Here is a 20,074-nt window from a genome sequence, read left to right as displayed (position 1 = left end):
AAAGAATGAGTCGTGAAATCAAGACACACACAGCAAGAGGAATTTTTAAAGATTGTTGATCAGTACAAAAAACTGATCTTTAAGATTTCCAATGCATACTGCACGGAGCCCCAGGATCGTCAGGATTTAAGGCAAGAGATCATTCTGCAATTATGGAAAGCTTTTCCCAAATACGATGATCAATATGCCCTGAGTACCTGGATTTATCGAATCGCCTTACACGTTTCCATTTCCTACCGACGGAAAGAGAACCGAAGGAAGAAACTGAAACCTCATCCACCTGATCCCATTCTGGCATCTCGTGAAGCAGAGCAGCAATTGGAAAAAGATGAGAACCTGAATCGACTTAACCGATTTATTGCCGGATTGAAAAAACTGGATAAGGCCTTGATGATCCTCTATCTGGAAGGGAAGAGCCATGCAGAGATCTCAGAGATTCTGGGACTTACGAAAAGCAATGTGGGAACCAAGATCAATCGGATCAAAGAAAAATTGAAGAAATATTTTGCCAGAAAAAAACACTAAGAATTATGGAACTTGATCAATTACAAAATATATGGAAGTCCTACGATGAGAAGATCGAGGATCGTTTGGAAATCAATAAGGATTTGTTGAAAGAAGCCAGCGTACGGAAAGTTCAAAGCTATTTATATGAATTTCGACTGGAAAATTATATAGAATTATTTGTTGATGGTTTTGCTGCCTTCTATCTCTTTAAATTCATATTGAGAAATTCAGCAGAGTTTCAATTTTTTATTCCAGCCTTGATCCTGATGCTCTTTTTTCTGGCTGATATGTCCTGGAATATTTATAAAATGATTGTCTCAGACCGTTTGAGTTATAAAAATACCCTGATTAATAATCTCAAAATTGTCCAAAGACTCAAATGGCTGAATCGATTGGAAATTAATTCATTACTGGTTTTGATTCCCTTATTTTCTCTGGCCTTTATTATTCTAATTCCTAAAATCTTTGCAGGCGTTAATATCTTTCCTTTGATGGGACAGTGGACCGTAAATTATATGATCGGATCTACAGTTGTGGCAGGAATTATCGTGCTGATGCTCCGTCTGTTTCCGGATAAAAAAATGGAAGATGCTTTAGGCTTTTTGAAAGAAATCAGTCAGTATGAGTCCGAGGAAAATGCATAACTTATGGGTGAAAGAGAATCCGTATGCCTAAACGGATTCTTTTTCCTGACCCAATAAACCGCTCATGAAAACCTGCTTAAAAAATAGCTGCATACTTGCTTTCATTCTACTCTCAAATTTCCTTTCAGCGCAAAATGTACTTTTGCTTGACTCTTTGACAAGCCTGGACAATGCTTTGCAAGAGATCTCAGGATTTGAATATATCCATGATAAATTGATTGGACATAGTGATTCCGGAGGAGAAAATGCCCTTTATGAAATCTCTCCCATCAATGGAAGCGTAGAACGCAAAATTGTCATATCAAATGCTACGAATATTGACTGGGAAGATATAACAGCAGACGATACACATATCTTTATTGGGGACTTTGGAAATAATAATGGGAATCGGCAGGACTTAAAAATCTATCGAATAAGTCAGCAGGATTTTTTCTCTTCAGACACGATTTTAGCAGATACCCTCTTAATCTCCTATGCTGCGCAGCTGGATTTTAGTTCCATGAGATTTCAGACCAATTATGATGCTGAAGCTATGGTCGCAGCCGGAGATAGTTTGTATGTGTTTTCCAAGAATTGGGGAAATCTAAGAAGTTATGTGTATAGCCTGCCCAAATTGCCCGGGCAATATGAGTTAGATATCCGAGATAGTCTGGATGTACAAGGCTTGCTGACGGGAGCCGATTATGATCCTGTTGCCGATCGCTTAAGTTTTTGTGGCTACACCTTTAGCGAAGCATTTTTTATCGATCTCCAAAGCCCGAACTTTCCTGCAGTATCACAGTCTATGTTCGATAAAACAAATCTGCCTTTTACAGGAGTTTTTCAAGTAGAAAGTATCTGCCATGAAGATTCTGGTCGTCTTTATCTTGCCACGGAGGGAAATGCAGCCATTCCTGCTTTTCTATATTCTTTTTTTATAGATAAGGCCTCATCAATTCTGACCTACAACTCTGCAGAATTCAAAGTTTTTCCAAACCCAAGCAAGCATAGCATACAGCTGGAAATAGGAGAAGCCTTCCATTATGAATTATATGATTTGCAAGGACGGTTGATGCTAGCGGGGAAGGAAAACAATATTGAGTTGCAGGCTCTGCCTAGAGGCTATTATTGGCTTAAGATAGTATTGACGAAATCTGAGCGAATAGATATCCGTAAAGTACTCCTTTATGAATGAGTTTTGACTTCCCTTCGAAATAGGATATTTTAGCTTTTCTAAAACTACTACAATGAATTTTCCCAAAAGTTTGCTTGGGTTCCTGATCTTATCTGTTGGAATTTTTTATTCCTTTCAGGAGCCTCAAAAAAAGAAGAGAACTGCCAAACCGAACATTCTCTTCATTATGTCTGATGATCATGCCTATCAGGCGATCAGTGCGTATTCAAATCGACTTACCCAGACACCCAATATTGACCGCATAGCCAAAGAAGGCATGCTATTCACCAATGCCTGTGTTACCAATTCTATTTGTGCTCCTTCAAGGGCAGTGATCCTTACCGGTAAACACAGCCACCTAAATGGGAAGATAGATAATCATTTTCCTTTCGATACCAATAATGTGACCTTTCCTCAGATCCTACACCAAAACGGCTATCAAACAGCCATGTTTGGGAAACTTCATTTTGGGAATAGTCCCAAAGGATTTGATCAGTTTAAGATATTGCCAGGCCAGGGAACCTATTACAATCCAGACTTTATCACCAAACATGAAGGTCGTATCAATGTAACAGGTTATACGACCGATATCATCACGGATATGACCCTGGATTGGCTGGATAATGAAAGAGATACTACTCAGCCTTTCTTCTTAGCCTACCTACACAAAGCTCCACATAGAGAATGGCTCCCACCAGAGAGACATTATAAAGAGTTCACCAAAAAGACCTTTCCGGAACCGGCCAATCTTTTTGATAATTATGAAGGAAGAGGTAGCGCGGCTAAAGAAGCTGAAATGAATCTGCTTACCCATATGAATTGGGCAGGGGACTCCAAGGTATATCCCGAAGTAATGGATGAGTTGGGGATACCGGAAACAGCAGGCTGGGACAAGGGAGCTTTTAACCGAGAAGTAGGACGACAAAATGAGGAGCAGCGCGCCAAATGGGATGCAGTCTATCGTCCCATCATTGAGGACTTTAAGCAGAAGTATCCCAATATGACAGAAGAGGAAAAAATGAAGTGGAGGTACCAACGCTATATGCAGGATTATCTCGGAAGTATAGCTGCAGTGGATGATGGTGTAGGGGAAGTATTAAAGTATTTGGATGAAAATGGATTAGCCGAAAATACAATTGTGGTGTATACTTCTGATCAGGGATTTTACCTGGGAGAACATGGATGGTTTGATAAAAGATTCATTTATGATGAGTCCTTTAAAACCCCCTTAATGGTTCGCTGGCCCGAAGTCATAGATCCGGGTTCAGTCAATACACAGATGGTTCAGAATCTGGATTTTGCCCAGACCTTCCTTTCTGCTGCTAATATTCCTGCCCCAAATGATATGCAAGGAGTAAGCCTTCTACCATTATGGGAAGGAAATACAGAAGGCTTTAGAGATGCGGTTTATTACCACTATTATGAGTATCCGTCTATCCATATGGTAAAAAGACATTATGGGATTGTAACGGAAGACTACAAATTGATCCACTTCTATTATGATGTGAATGAATGGGAACTTTATGATCGGAAAAAGGACCCCATGGAGATGAAAAATCAATTTGATAATCCGGAGTACGCAGAAATTGTGGCTGACTTGAAAAATAGGCTCGCTGATCTAAGGGTACAATACAAGGACTCTCCGGAGCTAGATCAGATGTATATCGATAAGTATAAAAAGAAAATAAAGAGAGCAAAAAAAATAAAGAAAAATAAATAGGCAATTCCGTAGATTTTCTCGACACCATGAAAAATATAAATCAAAAACTTCTTTAATTTTCGCGAAAAGTCAAGGAATCGTTTTGTCAGATCGCGCCCGTCCTGTCCTTAAGAGATTTATCTCTATCTACGCATTGAGCCTGGGAGGCATAGCTCTCCTGATATTCCTTGTGCTAATTTTTAGTGGACGAGTGCCTGGCAAAGAACTCCTTCCTGTATACCTGGAGTCTCTGCGGATCATTTTTTCCAGTCTCTTGACCTATTTATTGGCCCTCATTCCTTTTTTAGGATATTTATTGATTCAGAATTTAAAAACCGATTTCCAAAAAGGAGGTATGCCAAAGTTGGTAAAAGGTATTTCTCTTAAAATCGCCTTACCTGCTTTCCTCATTTTTATCGGCCTGAATCTTTTAAGTATCTATCGTGAAAGTGAAGAGTTTGACTACAGCTGGGACGATCAGGTGCTAAATGAAGAAGGGCACATCCGAGACTTATACAAAGTAGATGGAAAACAAAGAGGGATCCATGTTTTTGATCTGAATGATGATACCCTGGATTTGGAAATCCTTAAGCGAAATAATGTAGAATGGATCACTTTTGTTCCTTTTATTAACCAGAAGAGCATACATCAACCTGAACTGGGTTCGCGCATAGGAAGGACTAACAGAACTGCTCGATTGAAACGCTTGAAGCGTTACTTTACGCTTGCCCAGAAACACGGATTTTACCTCATGCTCAAACCTCACATTTGGCTAAGCTCCGATGTGAAAGATGGTTGGAGATCGGATATTCAGATGGTGAACCAGGCATCCTGGGATATCTGGTTTGAAGAATATCGAAGCTATATGATTCCTTATGCTGAATTGGCTCAGGAGATGGGTGTAGAAATCCTGTGTATCGGCACAGAGCTCAATCAAAGCGTGATGGATCAACCAGAACAATGGCTAAGTCTGATTCGGGATATTCGAAAAATTTATAAGGGACAATTGACCTATGCAGCCAATTGGTCGGACGATTTGGGAAGTATTCCTTTCTGGAAAGAATTAGATCATATTGGCATCCAGGCATATTTTCCCCTGGCAGAAAATATAAACCCGAATTTGGCTGAGCTGGAAGCAGGTTGGGAAAAGCATCTAGGGGAACTGGAAGATCTGTCTGAGCGATTTGATCGACCGGTACTATTTACAGAGATCGGATATAAAAGTACGGCTGATGCCGGACAGAAACCCTGGGAATGGAATAGCGTGAGCAATTCTTTGTATAAAAAAATCTCCCACAAAACTCAAGCCCTGTGTTATCAAGCCTTATTCAACACCATTTGGGAAGAAGAATGGTTATCCGGGGTTCATATCTGGGAATGGAAAAGTCGGGGAAAAAGTGAGGGAAAAAACCATGGATTTACCCTGGAAGGGAAGCCGGCTTTAAATGTGGTCGCAAAGGGATTCGCCAGACAAATGAATAGGTTTCCTTTTCTAGGGAGTAGACACAAAGGAGCAAGAGCTTCTTTTTTACCTCGGATTCAGGCATGGAACAATAGTCCATCAATTTCGAACAATAGTTCACAAGCCATGAAAAATGATTCTGCAAATTGAAGCAACATTATTGAACTTTGATCCATCATAGAGGGAAGCGTGAAAGGAGGGGACGATCTCTATATAATTTGCCTTTATTCAACCATTCATATGCCTGAGAGGGATTTTCCTTCTCGGGCTTTCCTTTTATGGGTGGAGGGCTTAGAAAAAATCAGGTCGAGTATGGGTGCTATTACGGACGGAAAGACAATCCAGGCAATAATCCGGATAGGCATCGAATCGCTTGCTGGGCGAATATAGACACTCAAGAATTTGATCCAGGGGTATATCTTCCCTAAAGGTTCTGAAGCGTTTTAAGCTTGTAGAAGAGACATCGAAATAACCCAAAACTTCTTCTTCCGGATCATTGATGTTGTATAAATTTCCGGGCAGTGGAGCCGGAGGAATATCAAAAATATTTCCAACAGCTGATAGAAGATTATCCGCCTTCTCCCAATATTCATAGGCTTCTCGATTCATACTTCTTTGGCGAACCGTGAAATAATGTTTTTCCCGAAAAGTCCAGTCTATTTTTTGACGTCCCACTTTCAATCGCTGCAAGCGAGGGATTTCATTTTGAAAGCCATCAAAAAGGTTGAGGTCGATATCACTGGGATACTTATAAACAAAACAAGGAGGAGGGATATATCCGAAAGGGTCAGGGAAGTCCGTTGGCGTAAGCAAGAATACTTCCTCTACATCCCATTTAAGGAAGAAGCTGCTGTCCGCCTGACTCATATCTACATCTATGTAAGCATTGATATATAAATTTTCGAAAACGATTCCCTGGCCATTGCTCTCTTTTTCGATGCTAAAATCATAATAAATATCTTCCAGAATTGCTTGTTGTTCCAGCATACGTTCCGGGCGAGAACGGTAAATTTCTCCATTTGCCAGTTCGACTTCTATATAATAAGTCTTGTCGATTTCGCCTTTCAATCTTTCACCCATCAGGATATAGGTTCCTTCTTTGATAGGATCAAGTACATAGTTTTCGAAATTTCCCTGGCCGTCAAAGAGTCTGACCTGTGCATCAGAAATCGGGATGGGGACCCTGGGGCTGGCTGCTGTTGCTCCAAGCCTGACTTGCTGCAATACATCTTCATTTGATAAAGTCCCATCAATGACAATAATGCCTGCTTCCCTTTCGACCGGAAAATCAATCCTCTCCACACAAGAGGCTATGAAAAACAGAAATATTAAATAAATATATCTCATGGATACAGGGCTGTTTAGAAATTGAAATTGTAGGTAACAGAGGGAAAAGCACTGCCCAAAACAGAAAGCTGAAATGCTTTGGGGATAACTATGCGGTTAGGTCTTTGGTAGAAGACCGAATATGCATTTCGGCGCGCCAAAAGATTATAAACAGAAATTGCCACATTACTTTCAAGATTTTTCCCCTCCTTGGGAGGAATGGCCAATACCAGAGAAAGGTCCAGTCTGATGTAATCTGGTATCCGGTATTGATTCCGTTCGGAGAAATGAGGGATGGGGCTATTATTCTGATTATAGGTAGAGATCAAACCCGTAATAGGTCGGCCGGTTCGATAGGTGAAATTGAAAGAGAAATAGCTTTTCTTTTCCAATTGACGTTTACCTACTATGCTTAAACTATGAGGTTGGTCATAGCTGGTAGGATACCATTCCCCTTCATTTATCTCCAATTCCGGATCATCATTTTCTATCTGAATTTCCGAACGGGTATAGGCATATGAAATCCATCCCGTCCATCTTCCTGCTTTTCGCCTGAGGTAAAATTCTCCTCCATATGCTCGTCCCGTTCCGCTGATTAAATCTGTTTCTATATGATCGTTTAGTAGGAGATCGGGAAAGTCTTTAAAGTCGATCAGGTTCTGGATATTTTTATAGTAGAATTCAATCGAACTTTCGAATACGTTTTGATAAAAATTCTGGTAGTAACCTATGGAGAAGTTGTCGGCAGTCTGAGGAGGAATATAAGGCGTACTAACTTGCCAAATATCGACCGGTGTAGGAGCCGTACTATTGGATACCAAATGAATGTATTGCCTGAGCCGATTGTAGCTGAGTTTGATAGAGGACTGATCGCTTGCCTGCAATTTCATTGAAAAGCGGGGTTCAAGTCCCTGATAATTTTGGACAACCTGACCCTTACTGTAATTCACGGTATCAATGATATCAAAAACGCTCCTGCTGCTACCTTCAGCATATTGGTAAAATTGTTCTTCGCCCACTTGCTGATAAAAGGCATAGCGCAAGCCCAAATTCATACTAATTCTGCTGCTGAACTCCCATTCGTCATTAAAGTAAATGGCAAATTCCCTGCTCCTGTCTTTCTGAACCTCTTCTGGAACTATGCCACTCCCATCTCCACGTTTACTCAGGATGTCAGGTTTCATGTCATTAAAATTTCCCTCAATTCCGGCATGTATTGCGTGATTATTCGGTACATAGAAGAAGTCTTGTTTGAACTGATAATATCGGATTCCATTATCCAGATTGAAAGCGAGGGGACCATCGGGAACAAAAGAATTACTCTTATAATCACCGGCAACAATGAAACTGGTACTTGAAAATCTGTTGGAGAAAATGTGGTTCCATTTCAAACTGCCGACATTGGTTCCGTATTGGAAACCAAATTCTTCTGAATAGCGGAAGAAATCATTGCTTCTATAATATGAGAGAGTCAGGATATTATCCAGATTAACTTTGTGGTTGAGGATAAGGTTGACATCATGGAAAGAAGCTGAACTGGCTTGAATTTCCGGTTGCTGGATAAGGTTTAGCATCCAATCTGAATAAGATGCCCGAAAACCTGCTAGAAATGAAGTCTTCCCTTTTTTGATGGGGCCTTCAGCTACCAATCTGCTACTTACAATGCCAATACCTCCTTTTACTGAAAATTTATCATAGTTGCCTGGACGAGCTTTGATATCAAGAACGGAAGAAGCTCTTCCTCCAAATTGTGCTGGAACGCTTCCTTTATAGAGGGTAAAGTTTTCGACAACATCTGCATTGAAAGCCGAAAAGAAACCCAAGGCATGAGAAGGATTGAATAAGGTTGCTCCTTCAAATTGAACCAGGTTCTGATCAATTCTTCCTCCTCTTACATTGAAACCCGAGGAACCTTCTCCTACCGTACTTACTCCCGGCAGGAGTAAAAGACTTTTAATCACATCCACTTCTCCCAGAAAGGCTGGCAAAGATTTGATTTCCTTGATCTGTAACCTATTAACCCCTGCTGCTGTCCCACTGACATTTTCATTGTCTATGGTGGATTCTATCACTACTTCACGCAAACTATAGGCCCGTGAATCCAGTCCGAAATCCAAAATCCCATCATCATAGATGATGATTCGCTGTTGGATACTTTTCATTTCCGGATGACTGACCTCTACGGTATATTCTCCTATGGGCATTATCAGACCGTAGGCACCTTTTGTATCTGTTTTTGTGCCCATACTCAGGCTATCTATCCTGACACTGGCACCTTCTATTGGCTTACCACTTTCAGGGTCTTTTACCACCCCTTTTAAAAAGACTGCTCCTCCGGCTTTCTTAGCGAAGAATTTCCCAAAAGTGATTACCTCCTTCTTTTGTGCTTGCAGATTTAGGCTACAACAAACAGATATTAGAAGAAGTAAGCATCGCACATACTTCATAGGCAGATGTAGATCAAAAAATCTTAAATAAGATCTATATATTTTTCTGAGGAATTAGTACTAAAATACCTCCCTTTTATAGATTCAGCGATCTCGTTTGCAGAGGGGAAAATGGGTTTAGAATATTTTTTACATCTTTGTTGAAAATAGAAGCACAAGCAATCATAAAATAAGAATACCATGGGCTTACTTTTGGGCTTTTTTGCCCTTTCAATTATATTCTCTTTTCTGTGTTCCGTTTGGGAAGCGGTTCTTTTATCAATTACTCCATCTTACATAAAAAGGAAGCAAAATGAAGCTCCTGCTGTAGGAAATTTAATTGCAAATCTGAAGAAAGATATAGACAAACCTCTTTCAGCTATTTTAACGCTAAATACAATTGCTCATACAGTAGGTGCAATTGGGGTAGGAGCGCAGGCTGGAGCTGTTTTTGGAGATGGCGGATTGGATATATTTGGATTCCAAATTCCGATGGAGTCTATCATTGCAACTGTGATGACGCTGGCTATCTTATTTTTGTCTGAGATTATTCCTAAAACTTTAGGGGCAAATAGATGGAAAGAATGGGCACCTTTTACCGCTAGAAGCTTAAATTTCCTTTTGCTCATTTTGAAGCCCTTTGTATGGCTGAGTAACCAAATCACCAAACTGCTTAAGAAGGACAAATCCAAAAGTGTATTTAGCAAGCAGGATTTCGCAGCTATGGCAGAGGTGGTAAATGAAAGCGGGGAAATCACCGAAGGGGATGTGGAGTTGATTCGAAATGTGTTAGAGTATGATCGCCTGACTGCAGAAGATGTCATGACTCCTCGTCCAGTTATGATCATGGCTGAAGAAAACACGAGTCTGGAAGAATTTTATAAAACTCAGAAAAATCTGGTTTTCTCTCGCATACCTTTATATAAGGATAGCAAAGATGTTGTGACGGGTTTCATTCTTAAAAGTGATATGTTGGAGGGAATGCTGGAAGGAAGCGGGAAGGAAAAATTGTCATCAATTAAAAGAGAAATTCCTGTGTTGTCCAAAAAACAGACGCTTAGGCAGGTATTTGAAGTCCTGAATGATCAGCGTGGCCATATGGCAGTTGTAGCTGATGAGTATGGGGCTATTACAGGTCTTGTGACTTTGGAGGATGTTATAGAAACCTTATTTGGACTAGAGATCATGGATGAAACGGATTCCGTTTCGGATCTTCAATCCTTTGCCCGTAAAAAATGGGAAGAAAGAGCAAAAAAACTAGGACTCATTGAATAAGAAATAAGATGAAAGACCCACGAGATCAAGTTGATTCCAGTGCCGTGGAGGATCATGGCGGTATTCTTACGATACGCGGAGGTGGGAATAGGAGAAATTGGAATGGCATCCACTATAAGCAAGGGATGTCGGCCAAAAATGTAGGAACCACTAAGTTATCTGCCAATATTGCGACCATACCTCCTGGTGGAGTTGCAGCGGCGCATATTCATGATGGATTTGAACTTATCCTCTATATTCTGAAAGGAAAAGTTCGGCATGAGTTTGGGAAAGGGCTCAAAAAGATTCTTGACAATGAAGCCGGAGATTTTATCTACATAGCTCCCGGAGTGCCTCATGAGGTCTTCAATCTAAGCGATACAGAAGAAGTTGTTGCATTTGTGGCTCGTTCGGCTGCAGATGAATGGGATAATATTATTCCCTATGACAGAAATTCTGAAGACTAAATAATAGCTTGTTGAAGCTTAATATATAGAACAGAGGCAGAGATCCAGGCTTGAATATTTAGCTTGTTTCTCGGCCTCTGTTTGTTTTGACATCCACTTCCCCCTGAATTCCCGTAAGAGGACTTTTGATTCAGGAGAAACCGAATCGGAAATTATTCCTTTTTTAGGATGAGTTGTCCTTCTCCATGAGGGCCTTCACAGTCTTCTCCTGTGAAATCGAAAACCAGGGTAGTATAATCTTTGATGCTGCCTTCTCCTGTATAGGTCCCATCGCAGGGGCCTCCATTGAAGTTGACAACTTCCTGTAAATACCTGAAGTTTTCCAGACTGCCATCGTCTTTTAAGGTGAAAGAAATACTTCCGTCATTTGTTCCTTCACAGCAAGATTCAAAATTGGCTCGATAGAAAAATTCACCTCCTGCTCTTCCGCCTGATAAGCTCAAACGGATTTTTGCACTTACCACAAATTCTGAATAGAGTTGGTCTCTCCAGGTTCCCTGATAATCACCATTTAGAAAATGTTGGTTGATTAAACTTGTCTGGGCAAATTCCTGATTAAGCAGTTTTTCCCCATTTGCTACAACAAGGAAACCCAGCAGGTATTCTGTATCGGTTTCTATGGCATTTCCGTCTATATCCGTCAAATTTGCAGAAAGACTAATATCATACTCCGTTCCAGATAAATCTACACTCATAAGACTAGTTGCAGGAATATTATCGACAAACGCTCTATCTATAGTAGAAAGGTCTGGACTTTTACTTAAAAATATTTGAACCTGATCCGCTTCTGTCGGATTATCAACGCTAAAAAGGAGGATCAGATCAGCTGCATTCCCATCATTGTTATAGTCTATAACTTTTATGCTGGATACCAAATTTGTTGATTGTAAAACAGGAAGAGCATCCTCTTCGCACGAGCTAATTGAAAATAGGAGTAGGCAGAGGATAGAATAGATGTGAAACTTCATAATGTTAGATTAGATTAAGGTGGTTTATTTAATTTTATCGTGATTGACAGTACTTTTTGGGCATAGATTTCCCATCCTTGATTCTTCTTTAAGAATAGGCTTGAAAAAAAATCTTGGCATTCCCTGAAGTATTATTCAGGAATGAGATTGAGAACAATAAGGTTTAAGAAAGATTTGTTTTAGGGAGACGTGTATTTTTGGTTTTAGCGAATTAGTGTGTCAACTATATAATGGATTTTATGGCGAATCAGTTGCCTGAGAGCGAATAAAAGTTTTTATTGATTAGGGAGATTAAGATTTATTGAATCCCTGGAGCTAGGGAAGCGTATATATATTTATATGAAGAAATTCAGAAAAATTGGCAGATTGAGGGTGCTCCCGGAGTACCTATTGCTTGTATTTCTGTTTCTCGCTTCATTCAATCTTAATGGAAGCCTGGCAGAAGCTCCGCTTTCGCATGCTGAGATTGCCTATATAGAATGGGTAGCCCAGGCTCAGGAAGCTGAGCAAGAAGAACAGTTAACAAAAGTTGATAAATCTTCTCCCAATATTCATCCAGCCTCAGCCGCATGGCCAACACTTAGGACAGATTTTCTGCGATCTCTAATGATCCAGCAAAGCCTGGCTTTGATTGAGCTGGAAAGGCAGAATTATATCTCAGACTTTCTCAATTCCTGTAAACTTAAGACAGGAAACTTTCCCCTTATCCTCTATAGCTCGGAGGAAATTCCCTTTATCAGTATTTCCTAAAGTTTCGCCCATCTGTGGGCTTAATTTCTCATTTCTGCTTTGGCAGAAGTTTAAGGTATTACTGATATGTTTAAAAAAATAAAGAGGATTCTCAAGATCATTGCATACGTCCTGCTTATTATGCTGGCTTGTACGGGAATTGGACTTACAGGAGCCGCTCCCTTTCAAAGCCAACATCGGCAACAATTGCCAGAAGAAAACCATGTGGAAATGGTCGAAAAAGAGGAAGAAGAAAAAGATCAGGAAGAAGAAAAGATAGGATAAAAAAAAGGGTCCGGAATAAAATTCCGGACCTGTTTTCCCTGTTGTTCCATGGAATGCTTATTCCTGGAAAGTTACGTTTATTGCGTTCAGGCCTTTGTCGGTTTCTTCGAGCTCGTAATTCACTTTGTCGCCCTCATTCAACTGTTCCTCTGAAGCAGAATAATGCACAAATACATCTCTACTTCCATCATCAGGAATAATGAACCCGAAACCCTTTCTTCGGTTAAAAAATTTAACTGTACCGGATGGCATAATGCTAATTGATTTGATTTGGGATATAAATACTATAAGAATTTTCCGAATTATAACAATTTACCAACTAAAATGTACTATAATCTTAGTATTTTTTGTGTTGATTATCAGTGCTTTATCTTGAATGGTTGTATAAAAAATATAAATAGATAGCTAAAAAGCCCCAAAAATTATCTTTGTGCAAAATGCAAATATTTCTCCGAAGAAAATAAACTAAATGTTTATACAAAATAACTAAAAAATGGGAAACTGTCATTTTATTAGTTGCCTTTGAGCCAGGTCTTGAAGTCAGTAACTTTTTCTCTACTCACTATGATCTCTTTATCCAGTTTGATAGGAGGGATGATTTTTAGTCGAGAATTTGAGTAGACAAGAACATCCTGAATCGCATGTATTTGGATAATAAAACTGCGATTTACCCGATAAAAATTACCAGGATTTAAGATCTCCATTAGATCTTCGAGTTTGTAGTCTATGATATAGCGTTTTCCTTCTTTGGTGTAGAGATAAGCGGTTCGTCCATCTGCCCGAAAGAAAAGTACATCTTGTACAGCTATGGTATTGATATGAGCGCCAATCTTGACCATGAATCGTTCCTTGTAGGATTTCTTTTTAAAGCCCTGACTCAATTGCTTTACCTCCCTGTTGCCAATCAATTGCTCTCTCAATAAATCCAGCTTTTTTAAGGAATTTGAAAGATCTGTAAACCTGATAGGCTTGAGCAAATAGTCAACTCCATTCACCTTGAATGCATCGATGGCATATTCATCAAAGGCAGTGGTAAATATCACAGGAGTTCTAATTTGAAGCTGAGAGAAAATCTCGAAACTCAATCCATCTGATAGTTGGATATCCATGAAAATAAGATCAAGTTCTTCCTGCTTTTCCCGGAGGTAGTTTACAGATTCACTAATAGAAGTGATACAAGCTTTGATTTCTATTTTAGGATCGTGCTTAAGGAGGTAGCGTTCCAGTTTTTCAGCAGCAGGAGTTTCGTCTTCTATAATCAGTATGTTCATGATTCGGGGGAAATTAGGGATTCATGGGGGGAACTTTCCTGGCTGGGATTTACTGGAATAAGCAAGGGGAAGCAAATGCGTTTGTATCCTTCTTCTTCAGTAAGGCGAATACCTGATTCGCTATATATTTGATAGGACTCATTTATTGCTAAAAGATCAGAGGCCTCCAGAGTCTCATTGAGTTTCTCCATTTTTTGATAAGTCAGGCAAACCCCTTCTTCGGTTTCTGCCAATTCTATCTCTAATTGAAAATCATCTGAACTGATACTTGAACGAATAATTTTTTCCAGGGTGTGGATCAAGGTACCGGGAATTAATAAAGAGTGGATATCTGTTTTTTGGATAAACTTTATTTTTCTGTGAGGTAAATGCTCAAAGAGTTTGAAGAAAGATTCCAATGCATGGCTTTCTTCCCGAAATGGAACCAATTCCTTTTTTTCCGCAGCCAAAATATAACGATAAAGAGAAGCCAGATAGTCCAGGAAGTCTTCCGCTTTAACTTCTTCCTTGTGCATCAATACAATCAAAGCTTCAAAACTCTCGAATAGTAATTGAGGATTGATCTCTTGCCTGAACTTTTGAAAATCCAAATCCAGGTTTTCCTTTAAGCCAATTTCCTGTTCCAGTTTCCGACTATTCTCTTTATACAATAAATGATGGCTCGTATATAAAGAAAGGTACATCAAGACCAATACGAGGTAAATGGAGTTAAACATCAGGAGTTCCCGCATATTAGGACTGTAGCCAGAGAAATTGAGAAAGAAGTAATAAATGATACTACTTACCAGCAATAGGACAAAGAGGCTGGATAAGGCTAACTGAAATAGAACTCTCCATCTTTCTTTTCGGAAAAATGTAAGTCGATCTGAAAGCAAAATTACAGCTCGGCTGATCTCCTGTACTCCATATGCAAGAAGAATGCATAACACCAATTCGATTCCCAAAAACTGTTCAAATATTTGCTCAACATTGTTGTTGAACAATAAGATGAGCACATAGGCCATAGCTCCGCTAAAGCAGGGACTCAGAATTCTGAAAAGGGCATTATGGAGGAAAACCTTTTTCATGCAATTATTGGGAGTTTTACGAGGAAATCATCTTTGTTTTCTACAATGATTTCCTTTGCTGAGAGTAGTTTAAAACGGGAATTAATATTGCTGAGCCCAATTTTGAAAGATTGAATTCCGGATGGACTTTTGGTTTTATTATTCTTTACCCATAAGTATTTGCTATCAGCTCCAATTTCGATCTTGAGAGGAGCCTCTTTGCTGAGTTGATTATGTTTGGCAGCATTTTCAACAAGCATCTGTATAGAAAGGGGTGGGACTTTGCTTTCCATTTGTGCTTGTGGGATTGAATATGCGATTTCTATCTGATCCTGAAATCGGGTTTTTAACATATAATCATAGGCCTTTACAAATTTCATTTCCTCTTGTAGACTTACCAGGGTTTTGTCATAAGTTTCAAGGGTATATTGATAAGAGCCTGCCAATTTTCGGATATAAGCTTCCGCCAGATTTTTGTCCTTATATATGAGCGATGAAATGGTGTTGAGGTTATTGAAAAGATAGTGGGGACTCAGTTGATCCTTAAGTGCACGCAATTGTAAATCAATCTGTTTACGGGAGCGTTTCACCTCATTTAGCTGTCCTTGTGAATAGAGATAATAGGAATGAAAGGCAAAATAGAGGATGGAACCCATTAGGACCCAGCTAAAAGAGAGGATAATGAGTTTGATAAATACGGGATGGGAGGTCTCTTGAAAGGGAAGTAATTCCGGGCGAAAGCTAGCATATAAGCCCATCCCAATTTTGATCAGGGAGATGCTACTTATGAAATTGAGAAATATTCCGGATAGTAACCTCAAGCCCGGTCTTTCCTGCCAGGAAATATAGGAATCCAGCAAGCTTCTGATTCCATAAATGGTCTGCATAATAATGACTCCTAATAGTGAGACAAATAAAAGATCTCTTAGTTCTGGCCTTCCATTTAGAAAGTCTCCCCCGAAGTTTAAGTAAAAGAAGGTGAGAAGTCCGCTAGAAATTCCAATCAGAATATGGAGGAGCTGTTTTCGCATAGGTGTGAAAAGAAATTTTTCCCTCAGATCTTAAGGTACGATTTTAAGACCTGAGGGGAAAATAAAGCCTGGAAAGAAGGTGGTCGAATTCCATGTTACCTCAATCGCGTCTGTATGAGGCCTTCCGAAAATTCGACCTGAACCAGGTACGTCATTGTTTAGTCTTTGAGTGCTTTCATGGCGCGTCCGTAATGGTGTTCTGAGCTGATGCTCTTGGCTGCTGCCTTATAAGCTTCTTTCGCACTGTTTCCAGAGCTGTTTACATTTCCAGCCAGCCTTACCAAAATATCTGTCAGGTAATGATCTGAACCTATTCTTTCGCCCGCCAACTCCAATATCTTTACTAACTGACTTTCAGAAGGTCTTTTTACATTACTTAGCTGAATGAGGAAATCTTTCAGGTAGTGGTCAGATCCCATGCTGGCAGCGGCCTTGAGTAAATGGTTGTAATCTGAAGCATTTAAATCACTTACCTTAATCAGGCGGTTTAAACTTTGGAGTCGGTAATGGTCTGATCCCATTTTCTCCGTGATGATATTGGTAAGCATGCCCATATCTTTCCCTTTCAAATCTGCTTCGGACATTTTCATAAAAACCTGAACGATATAATGGTCAGATCCCATTTCGGCTATACTATTGAGTACTGTGTTTAATGCCTCTTCAGATAAATCTCCTTCATTCATTGCCATCCCCAAAACCTGAGCGCGATAATGATCTGATTGAATGCTTTCAGTAAGTTTTACTAAAGAGGAGAGATTGCTATTGTCTAAATTTCTTTCGGAAATCATTCCACCCAGAACTTGAGCCATGTAGTGATCTGAATCGAGACCTTTAGCAGCAGTCAACATCTTACTCAATTGGCTATCGTTTACTTTTCCATTCTTCACAACCTTCATGAGGACCTGTGCCTGATAATGGTCAGACTCTAGTTGATTACTTGCTGATATGAAGGCTTCTGTACCCTGGCTGCTGGATAGAAATCCGTCTTGTCCTTTGCTTAAAACCTGTGCCAGGTAGTGATCTGAATCAATCTCTTCTCCGGCGACTCTTGCGATTTGTGGCATATCAGAAGAAGCGGGATTCTTCTCCATAAGCAAGCTGAAATAAGCTGCCTTTACATAGTCACTATTTAGGTCTTTTATTCCGGTGAGGACTCCTGAGGTTCCCCCCTTTTTGTAAAACCTGTCTACTCTTTGCTTTGCAGCTATGGTTGTTGAACGGACAATATCAGGAAGTACCTCTGCCAGCCATTTTCTGCCTTCAGGTTCAAATTCCTGTTTTGAGCTTCCAACAAAGTATTTCTTCACCAGGCGACCATTTCCATCAGGAGAAATCTCTACCCTTCTTTTACTGCCAAAAGATGATTTGCTGATTTTGATAAATCCCCCTTTGGAAATAGCGGTGATATCTGTATCGCTATCATTTACACTGATATCCCCCTCATACTCTATGTCATATTCGGTGGTACCATTTTTTAATTTGATTGTCTTCTTTCCATTTTTCTCCCAACTGGAGGTTCTGATGGAAGTTTGGGCGTATGTCAGGAACGGGAACAAAAACAGGAGCAAAATTCCGGTTCTGAAAAAGAATAGCTTCATTTTGTGTGAAAGACTCATAACAGTTATTTTAGATTTTCTGATACAAATATGAATCAGTCGGGATTGCTTCAAAAATTGAATGTAGTGAATTGTAGAAGAGCTGTAGTGAATTGTAGATAAAAGCATTCTCAGGTATTTCTATCCCCAAATTAACTCAATGAATAAGATGAAAAAGAACCTACTTCTGCTATTACTGAGTACCCTATTCCTTCAATTGGGATATGCCCAGAATAAGCCTGCCTTTAGTCGTATGGATGTATTCGAACTGGAATGGGTAACTCAACCCAAAATTTCTCCTGATGGTTCAAAAATCGTCTATGAGAGAAGAAGCATGGACATTATGACAGACCGTCGCATCAGTCGTTTATGGCTGATGGATAGCGATGGAAGCAATCATGTAAAATTGAGCAGTCAGGATGTACGTGAGTCCAACCCTTCCTGGTCTCCGGACGGTAGCAGGATCGCTTTTGTAAGTTCGGCGGGCCAGGGAAGTGAGATTTATATTTATTGGGTGGAAACAGCCAAGATTGCTCGCTTAACTCAGCTGGATCGTTCTCCTCGCTCTATGAGCTGGTCGCCGGATGGGAAGCATCTGGCTTTCCTTATGCATGTGCCAGAAGCCAATCCGACCATGGTACGACCTCCCAAGAAACCCAAGGGAGCTAAATGGGCCAATCCGCCCCGTGTAACTACCCGCCTGAAGCATGAAGCAGATGGTGCTGGATTTATGGAGCCTGGGTATCGGCATATATTTGTGGTTTCAGCCGAAGGAGGAACAGCCCGCCAAATCAGTATGGGAAATAGGAACTATGGAGCGCCTAAATGGTCAGCTGATGGAAGATCTATGTTCTTTGCGGCTAACCTTGCCGAAGATTGGGCCTATGACTTCAGAAATTCTGAGATATATAGAATGGATGTGAATACAGGAGTCGCTGTTGCCTTGACAGATCGAAAAGGACCGGATAGAAGTCCCACTGTTTCCCCAAATGGAAAAATGATTGCCTATACAGGCTTTGATGATAAAGTTCAAACTTATCAGATCAGCAGGCTATATGTGATGAATACAGACGGCTCCAAAAAGAAGGAAGTCAAGACTGGCTTAGACAGAAGTATTCAAAATCCGAGCTGGTCCAGTGATGGAAAAGGGATCTATTTCCAGTACGATGATAAAGGGAATACCAAAATCGCCTACACCAGTTTATCCGGAAAAGTAGAAGACGTTACTTCCAATGTAGGAGGTACTGGTGTTGCCCGTCCTTATGGAGGAGGATCATTTAGTGTATCCAAAGAAGGTGAAATTGCCTTTACTCATACTACTCCTTACCATCCCTCAGAATTGGCCCTGACAGAAAGAGGAAAAGGGGAAGGCAAGATGTTGAGTGATTTGAATGCAGATATTTTGCCCTATAGAGAATTGGGACAGGTGGAGGAAATCTGGTGGAAATCTTCTTTTGATGAAAGAGATGTACAGGGATGGATAGTAAAACCTCCTCAATTCGATCCTAATAAAAAATATCCTTTGATAGTTGAAAATCATGGAGGTCCAATAGCGAACTATGGAGATCGCTTCTCGCCGGAAATGCAATTGTATGCCAGTGCCGGATATGTGGTTTTTTATCCCAATCCTCGAGGAAGTACCAGCTATGGTGAAGAATTTGGAAACCTGCTTTATCATAACTATCCCGGCAATGATTACGATGATGTAATGAGTGGGGTAGATGCTATGGTTAAAACAGGCTATATAGATGAAGACAATCTCTTTGTTACCGGAGGTAGCGCAGGAGGTATTATGACAGCCTGGATCATAGGTAAAAACAACCGCTTCAAAGCCTCGGCAGTTATCAAGCCTGTTATGAACTGGATCAGTAAAACCCTGACAGCGGATAATTACTATGGATATGCCAATAGTCGCTATCCCGGTCAGCCCTGGGAAAATCCTGAGATCTATATGAAGTTTAGTCCGATTTCTTTGGTCGGCAATGTGGAAACACCAACCATGGTGATGGTGGGTACTTCGGATTTGCGAACGCCCCTCTCAGAGGCCAAGCAATTATACCATGCCCTCAAGATTAGAAAAATCGAAACAGCATTGGTTGAAGTTCCGGGTGCTTTCCATTTCATTGCCAATCGACCTAGTCAATTAATTACCAAAATTGATCACATTGTAGCCTGGTTTGATAAGTATCGAAATTAGGGTACATGGACTTT

18 protein-coding genes are annotated in these 20,074 nt (G+C 40.2%); 10 read left to right on the top strand and 8 right to left on the bottom strand.

Going from position 1 to position 20,074, the window contains the following annotated elements:
• Positions 1 to 12 precede the first annotated feature (12 nt).
• The 5 genes from R8P61_12085 to R8P61_12065 all read left to right on the top strand — a co-directional run bounded on the left by R8P61_12085 (position 13) and on the right by R8P61_12065 (position 5,615).
• Positions 13 to 525 carry a sigma-70 family RNA polymerase sigma factor gene (locus R8P61_12085; protein MDW3647798.1) on the top strand — a complete coding sequence of 171 codons (513 nt, stop codon included), beginning with the start codon at positions 13 to 15 and terminating at the stop codon, positions 523 to 525.
• A 5-nt stretch (positions 526 to 530) separates the two neighbouring features.
• On the top strand, positions 531 to 1,151 hold the full coding sequence (locus R8P61_12080; GenBank protein ID MDW3647797.1) for a hypothetical protein: 621 nt from the start codon (positions 531 to 533) through the stop codon (positions 1,149 to 1,151).
• Positions 1,152 to 1,215: 64 nt separating this feature from the next.
• The gene (locus R8P61_12075) at positions 1,216 to 2,325 is read left to right on the top strand and encodes a T9SS type A sorting domain-containing protein (GenBank protein MDW3647796.1); all 1,110 of its coding nucleotides are present in this window, start codon (positions 1,216 to 1,218) and stop codon (positions 2,323 to 2,325) included.
• 52 nt (positions 2,326 to 2,377) lie between these two features.
• Positions 2,378 to 4,024: a sulfatase gene (locus tag R8P61_12070; GenBank protein ID MDW3647795.1), complete on the top strand. Its 1,647-nt coding sequence runs from the start codon at positions 2,378 to 2,380 to the stop codon at positions 4,022 to 4,024.
• An 82-nt stretch (positions 4,025 to 4,106) separates the two neighbouring features.
• Positions 4,107 to 5,615, top strand: a complete 1,509-nt coding sequence (locus R8P61_12065; protein ID MDW3647794.1) for a hypothetical protein — start codon at positions 4,107 to 4,109, stop codon at positions 5,613 to 5,615.
• Between the two features lie 141 nt (positions 5,616 to 5,756).
• On the opposite strand, the gene R8P61_12060 is transcribed toward R8P61_12065, so the two are convergent.
• Complete coding sequence (locus tag R8P61_12060; protein MDW3647793.1) at positions 5,757 to 6,812, bottom strand: DUF4249 family protein; 1,056 nt, start codon at positions 6,810 to 6,812, stop codon at positions 5,757 to 5,759.
• Positions 6,813 to 6,826: 14 nt separating this feature from the next.
• Entirely contained in the window at positions 6,827 to 9,238 is a 2,412-nt protein-coding gene (locus tag R8P61_12055) for a TonB-dependent receptor (protein MDW3647792.1), read from the bottom strand.
• 180 nt (positions 9,239 to 9,418) lie between these two features.
• Here R8P61_12055 and R8P61_12050 point away from each other — a divergent pair, with 180 nt between their 5' ends.
• Positions 9,419 to 10,492 (top strand): CNNM domain-containing protein, encoded by a 1,074-nt coding sequence (locus R8P61_12050; GenBank protein MDW3647791.1) that lies wholly within the window; start codon positions 9,419 to 9,421, stop codon positions 10,490 to 10,492.
• 8 nt (positions 10,493 to 10,500) lie between these two features.
• Positions 10,501 to 10,938, top strand: a complete 438-nt coding sequence (locus R8P61_12045; GenBank protein MDW3647790.1) for a cupin domain-containing protein — start codon at positions 10,501 to 10,503, stop codon at positions 10,936 to 10,938.
• A 152-nt stretch (positions 10,939 to 11,090) separates the two neighbouring features.
• Here the strand turns inward: R8P61_12045 and R8P61_12040 are convergent, their stop codons facing one another.
• Positions 11,091 to 11,906, bottom strand: coding sequence for a hypothetical protein (locus R8P61_12040; protein ID MDW3647789.1), 816 nt, complete (start codon positions 11,904 to 11,906; stop codon positions 11,091 to 11,093).
• A gap of 339 nt (positions 11,907 to 12,245) precedes the next feature.
• Between R8P61_12040 and R8P61_12035 the strand changes: the two genes are divergently transcribed.
• Together R8P61_12035 and R8P61_12030 are read left to right on the top strand one after the other, a co-directional pair.
• Entirely contained in the window at positions 12,246 to 12,656 is a 411-nt protein-coding gene (locus R8P61_12035; protein ID MDW3647788.1) for a hypothetical protein, read from the top strand.
• A gap of 66 nt (positions 12,657 to 12,722) precedes the next feature.
• Entirely contained in the window at positions 12,723 to 12,920 is a 198-nt protein-coding gene (locus tag R8P61_12030) for a hypothetical protein (protein ID MDW3647787.1), read from the top strand.
• A gap of 57 nt (positions 12,921 to 12,977) precedes the next feature.
• On the opposite strand, the gene R8P61_12025 is transcribed toward R8P61_12030, so the two are convergent.
• The 5 genes from R8P61_12025 to R8P61_12005 all read right to left on the bottom strand — a co-directional run bounded on the left by R8P61_12025 (position 12,978) and on the right by R8P61_12005 (position 17,884).
• Positions 12,978 to 13,172, bottom strand: coding sequence for a cold shock domain-containing protein (locus tag R8P61_12025; GenBank protein MDW3647786.1), 195 nt, complete (start codon positions 13,170 to 13,172; stop codon positions 12,978 to 12,980).
• A 260-nt stretch (positions 13,173 to 13,432) separates the two neighbouring features.
• Positions 13,433 to 14,191 carry a LytTR family DNA-binding domain-containing protein gene (locus tag R8P61_12020; protein ID MDW3647785.1) on the bottom strand — a complete coding sequence of 253 codons (759 nt, stop codon included), beginning with the start codon at positions 14,189 to 14,191 and terminating at the stop codon, positions 13,433 to 13,435.
• On the bottom strand, positions 14,188 to 15,258 hold the full coding sequence (locus tag R8P61_12015; protein MDW3647784.1) for a histidine kinase: 1,071 nt from the start codon (positions 15,256 to 15,258) through the stop codon (positions 14,188 to 14,190). The genes R8P61_12020 and R8P61_12015 overlap by 4 nt, the downstream gene beginning before the upstream one ends.
• Positions 15,255 to 16,268, bottom strand: coding sequence for a histidine kinase (locus R8P61_12010; GenBank protein ID MDW3647783.1), 1,014 nt, complete (start codon positions 16,266 to 16,268; stop codon positions 15,255 to 15,257). The genes R8P61_12015 and R8P61_12010 overlap by 4 nt, the downstream gene beginning before the upstream one ends.
• Before the next feature lie 158 nt (positions 16,269 to 16,426).
• Complete coding sequence (locus R8P61_12005) at positions 16,427 to 17,884, bottom strand: hypothetical protein (protein MDW3647782.1); 1,458 nt, start codon at positions 17,882 to 17,884, stop codon at positions 16,427 to 16,429.
• Positions 17,885 to 18,032: 148 nt separating this feature from the next.
• On the opposite strand from R8P61_12005, the gene R8P61_12000 reads away from it, so the two are divergent.
• On the top strand, positions 18,033 to 20,060 hold the full coding sequence (locus R8P61_12000; protein MDW3647781.1) for a S9 family peptidase: 2,028 nt from the start codon (positions 18,033 to 18,035) through the stop codon (positions 20,058 to 20,060).
• The last annotated feature ends 14 nt before the right edge of the window (positions 20,061 to 20,074 follow it).

Source organism: Bacteroidia bacterium (genome assembly GCA_033391075.1).
GTDB lineage: Bacteria > Bacteroidota > Bacteroidia > J057 > J057 > JAWPMV01.
The sequence above is the reverse complement of the archived record's forward strand: the minus strand, read 5'-3'. Positions and strand labels throughout refer to the sequence as shown.

Coding starts and splice junctions, on each gene's coding strand:
- R8P61_12015 (MDW3647784.1), bottom strand. CDS start 15,258: ATGAAAAAGGTTTTCCTCCATAATGCCCTTTTCAGAATTCTGAGTCCC.
- R8P61_12000 (MDW3647781.1), top strand. CDS start 18,033: ATGAAAAAGAACCTACTTCTGCTATTACTGAGTACCCTATTCCTTCAA.
- R8P61_12020 (MDW3647785.1), bottom strand. CDS start 14,191: ATGAACATACTGATTATAGAAGACGAAACTCCTGCTGCTGAAAAACTG.
- R8P61_12045 (MDW3647790.1), top strand. CDS start 10,501: ATGAAAGACCCACGAGATCAAGTTGATTCCAGTGCCGTGGAGGATCAT.
- R8P61_12035 (MDW3647788.1), top strand. CDS start 12,246: ATGAAGAAATTCAGAAAAATTGGCAGATTGAGGGTGCTCCCGGAGTAC.
- R8P61_12050 (MDW3647791.1), top strand. CDS start 9,419: ATGGGCTTACTTTTGGGCTTTTTTGCCCTTTCAATTATATTCTCTTTT.
- R8P61_12005 (MDW3647782.1), bottom strand. CDS start 17,884: ATGAGTCTTTCACACAAAATGAAGCTATTCTTTTTCAGAACCGGAATT.
- R8P61_12055 (MDW3647792.1), bottom strand. CDS start 9,238: ATGAAGTATGTGCGATGCTTACTTCTTCTAATATCTGTTTGTTGTAGC.
- R8P61_12080 (MDW3647797.1), top strand. CDS start 531: ATGGAACTTGATCAATTACAAAATATATGGAAGTCCTACGATGAGAAG.
- R8P61_12040 (MDW3647789.1), bottom strand. CDS start 11,906: ATGAAGTTTCACATCTATTCTATCCTCTGCCTACTCCTATTTTCAATT.
- R8P61_12075 (MDW3647796.1), top strand. CDS start 1,216: ATGAAAACCTGCTTAAAAAATAGCTGCATACTTGCTTTCATTCTACTC.
- R8P61_12030 (MDW3647787.1), top strand. CDS start 12,723: ATGTTTAAAAAAATAAAGAGGATTCTCAAGATCATTGCATACGTCCTG.
- R8P61_12060 (MDW3647793.1), bottom strand. CDS start 6,812: ATGAGATATATTTATTTAATATTTCTGTTTTTCATAGCCTCTTGTGTG.
- R8P61_12070 (MDW3647795.1), top strand. CDS start 2,378: ATGAATTTTCCCAAAAGTTTGCTTGGGTTCCTGATCTTATCTGTTGGA.
- R8P61_12025 (MDW3647786.1), bottom strand. CDS start 13,172: ATGCCATCCGGTACAGTTAAATTTTTTAACCGAAGAAAGGGTTTCGGG.
- R8P61_12010 (MDW3647783.1), bottom strand. CDS start 16,268: ATGCGAAAACAGCTCCTCCATATTCTGATTGGAATTTCTAGCGGACTT.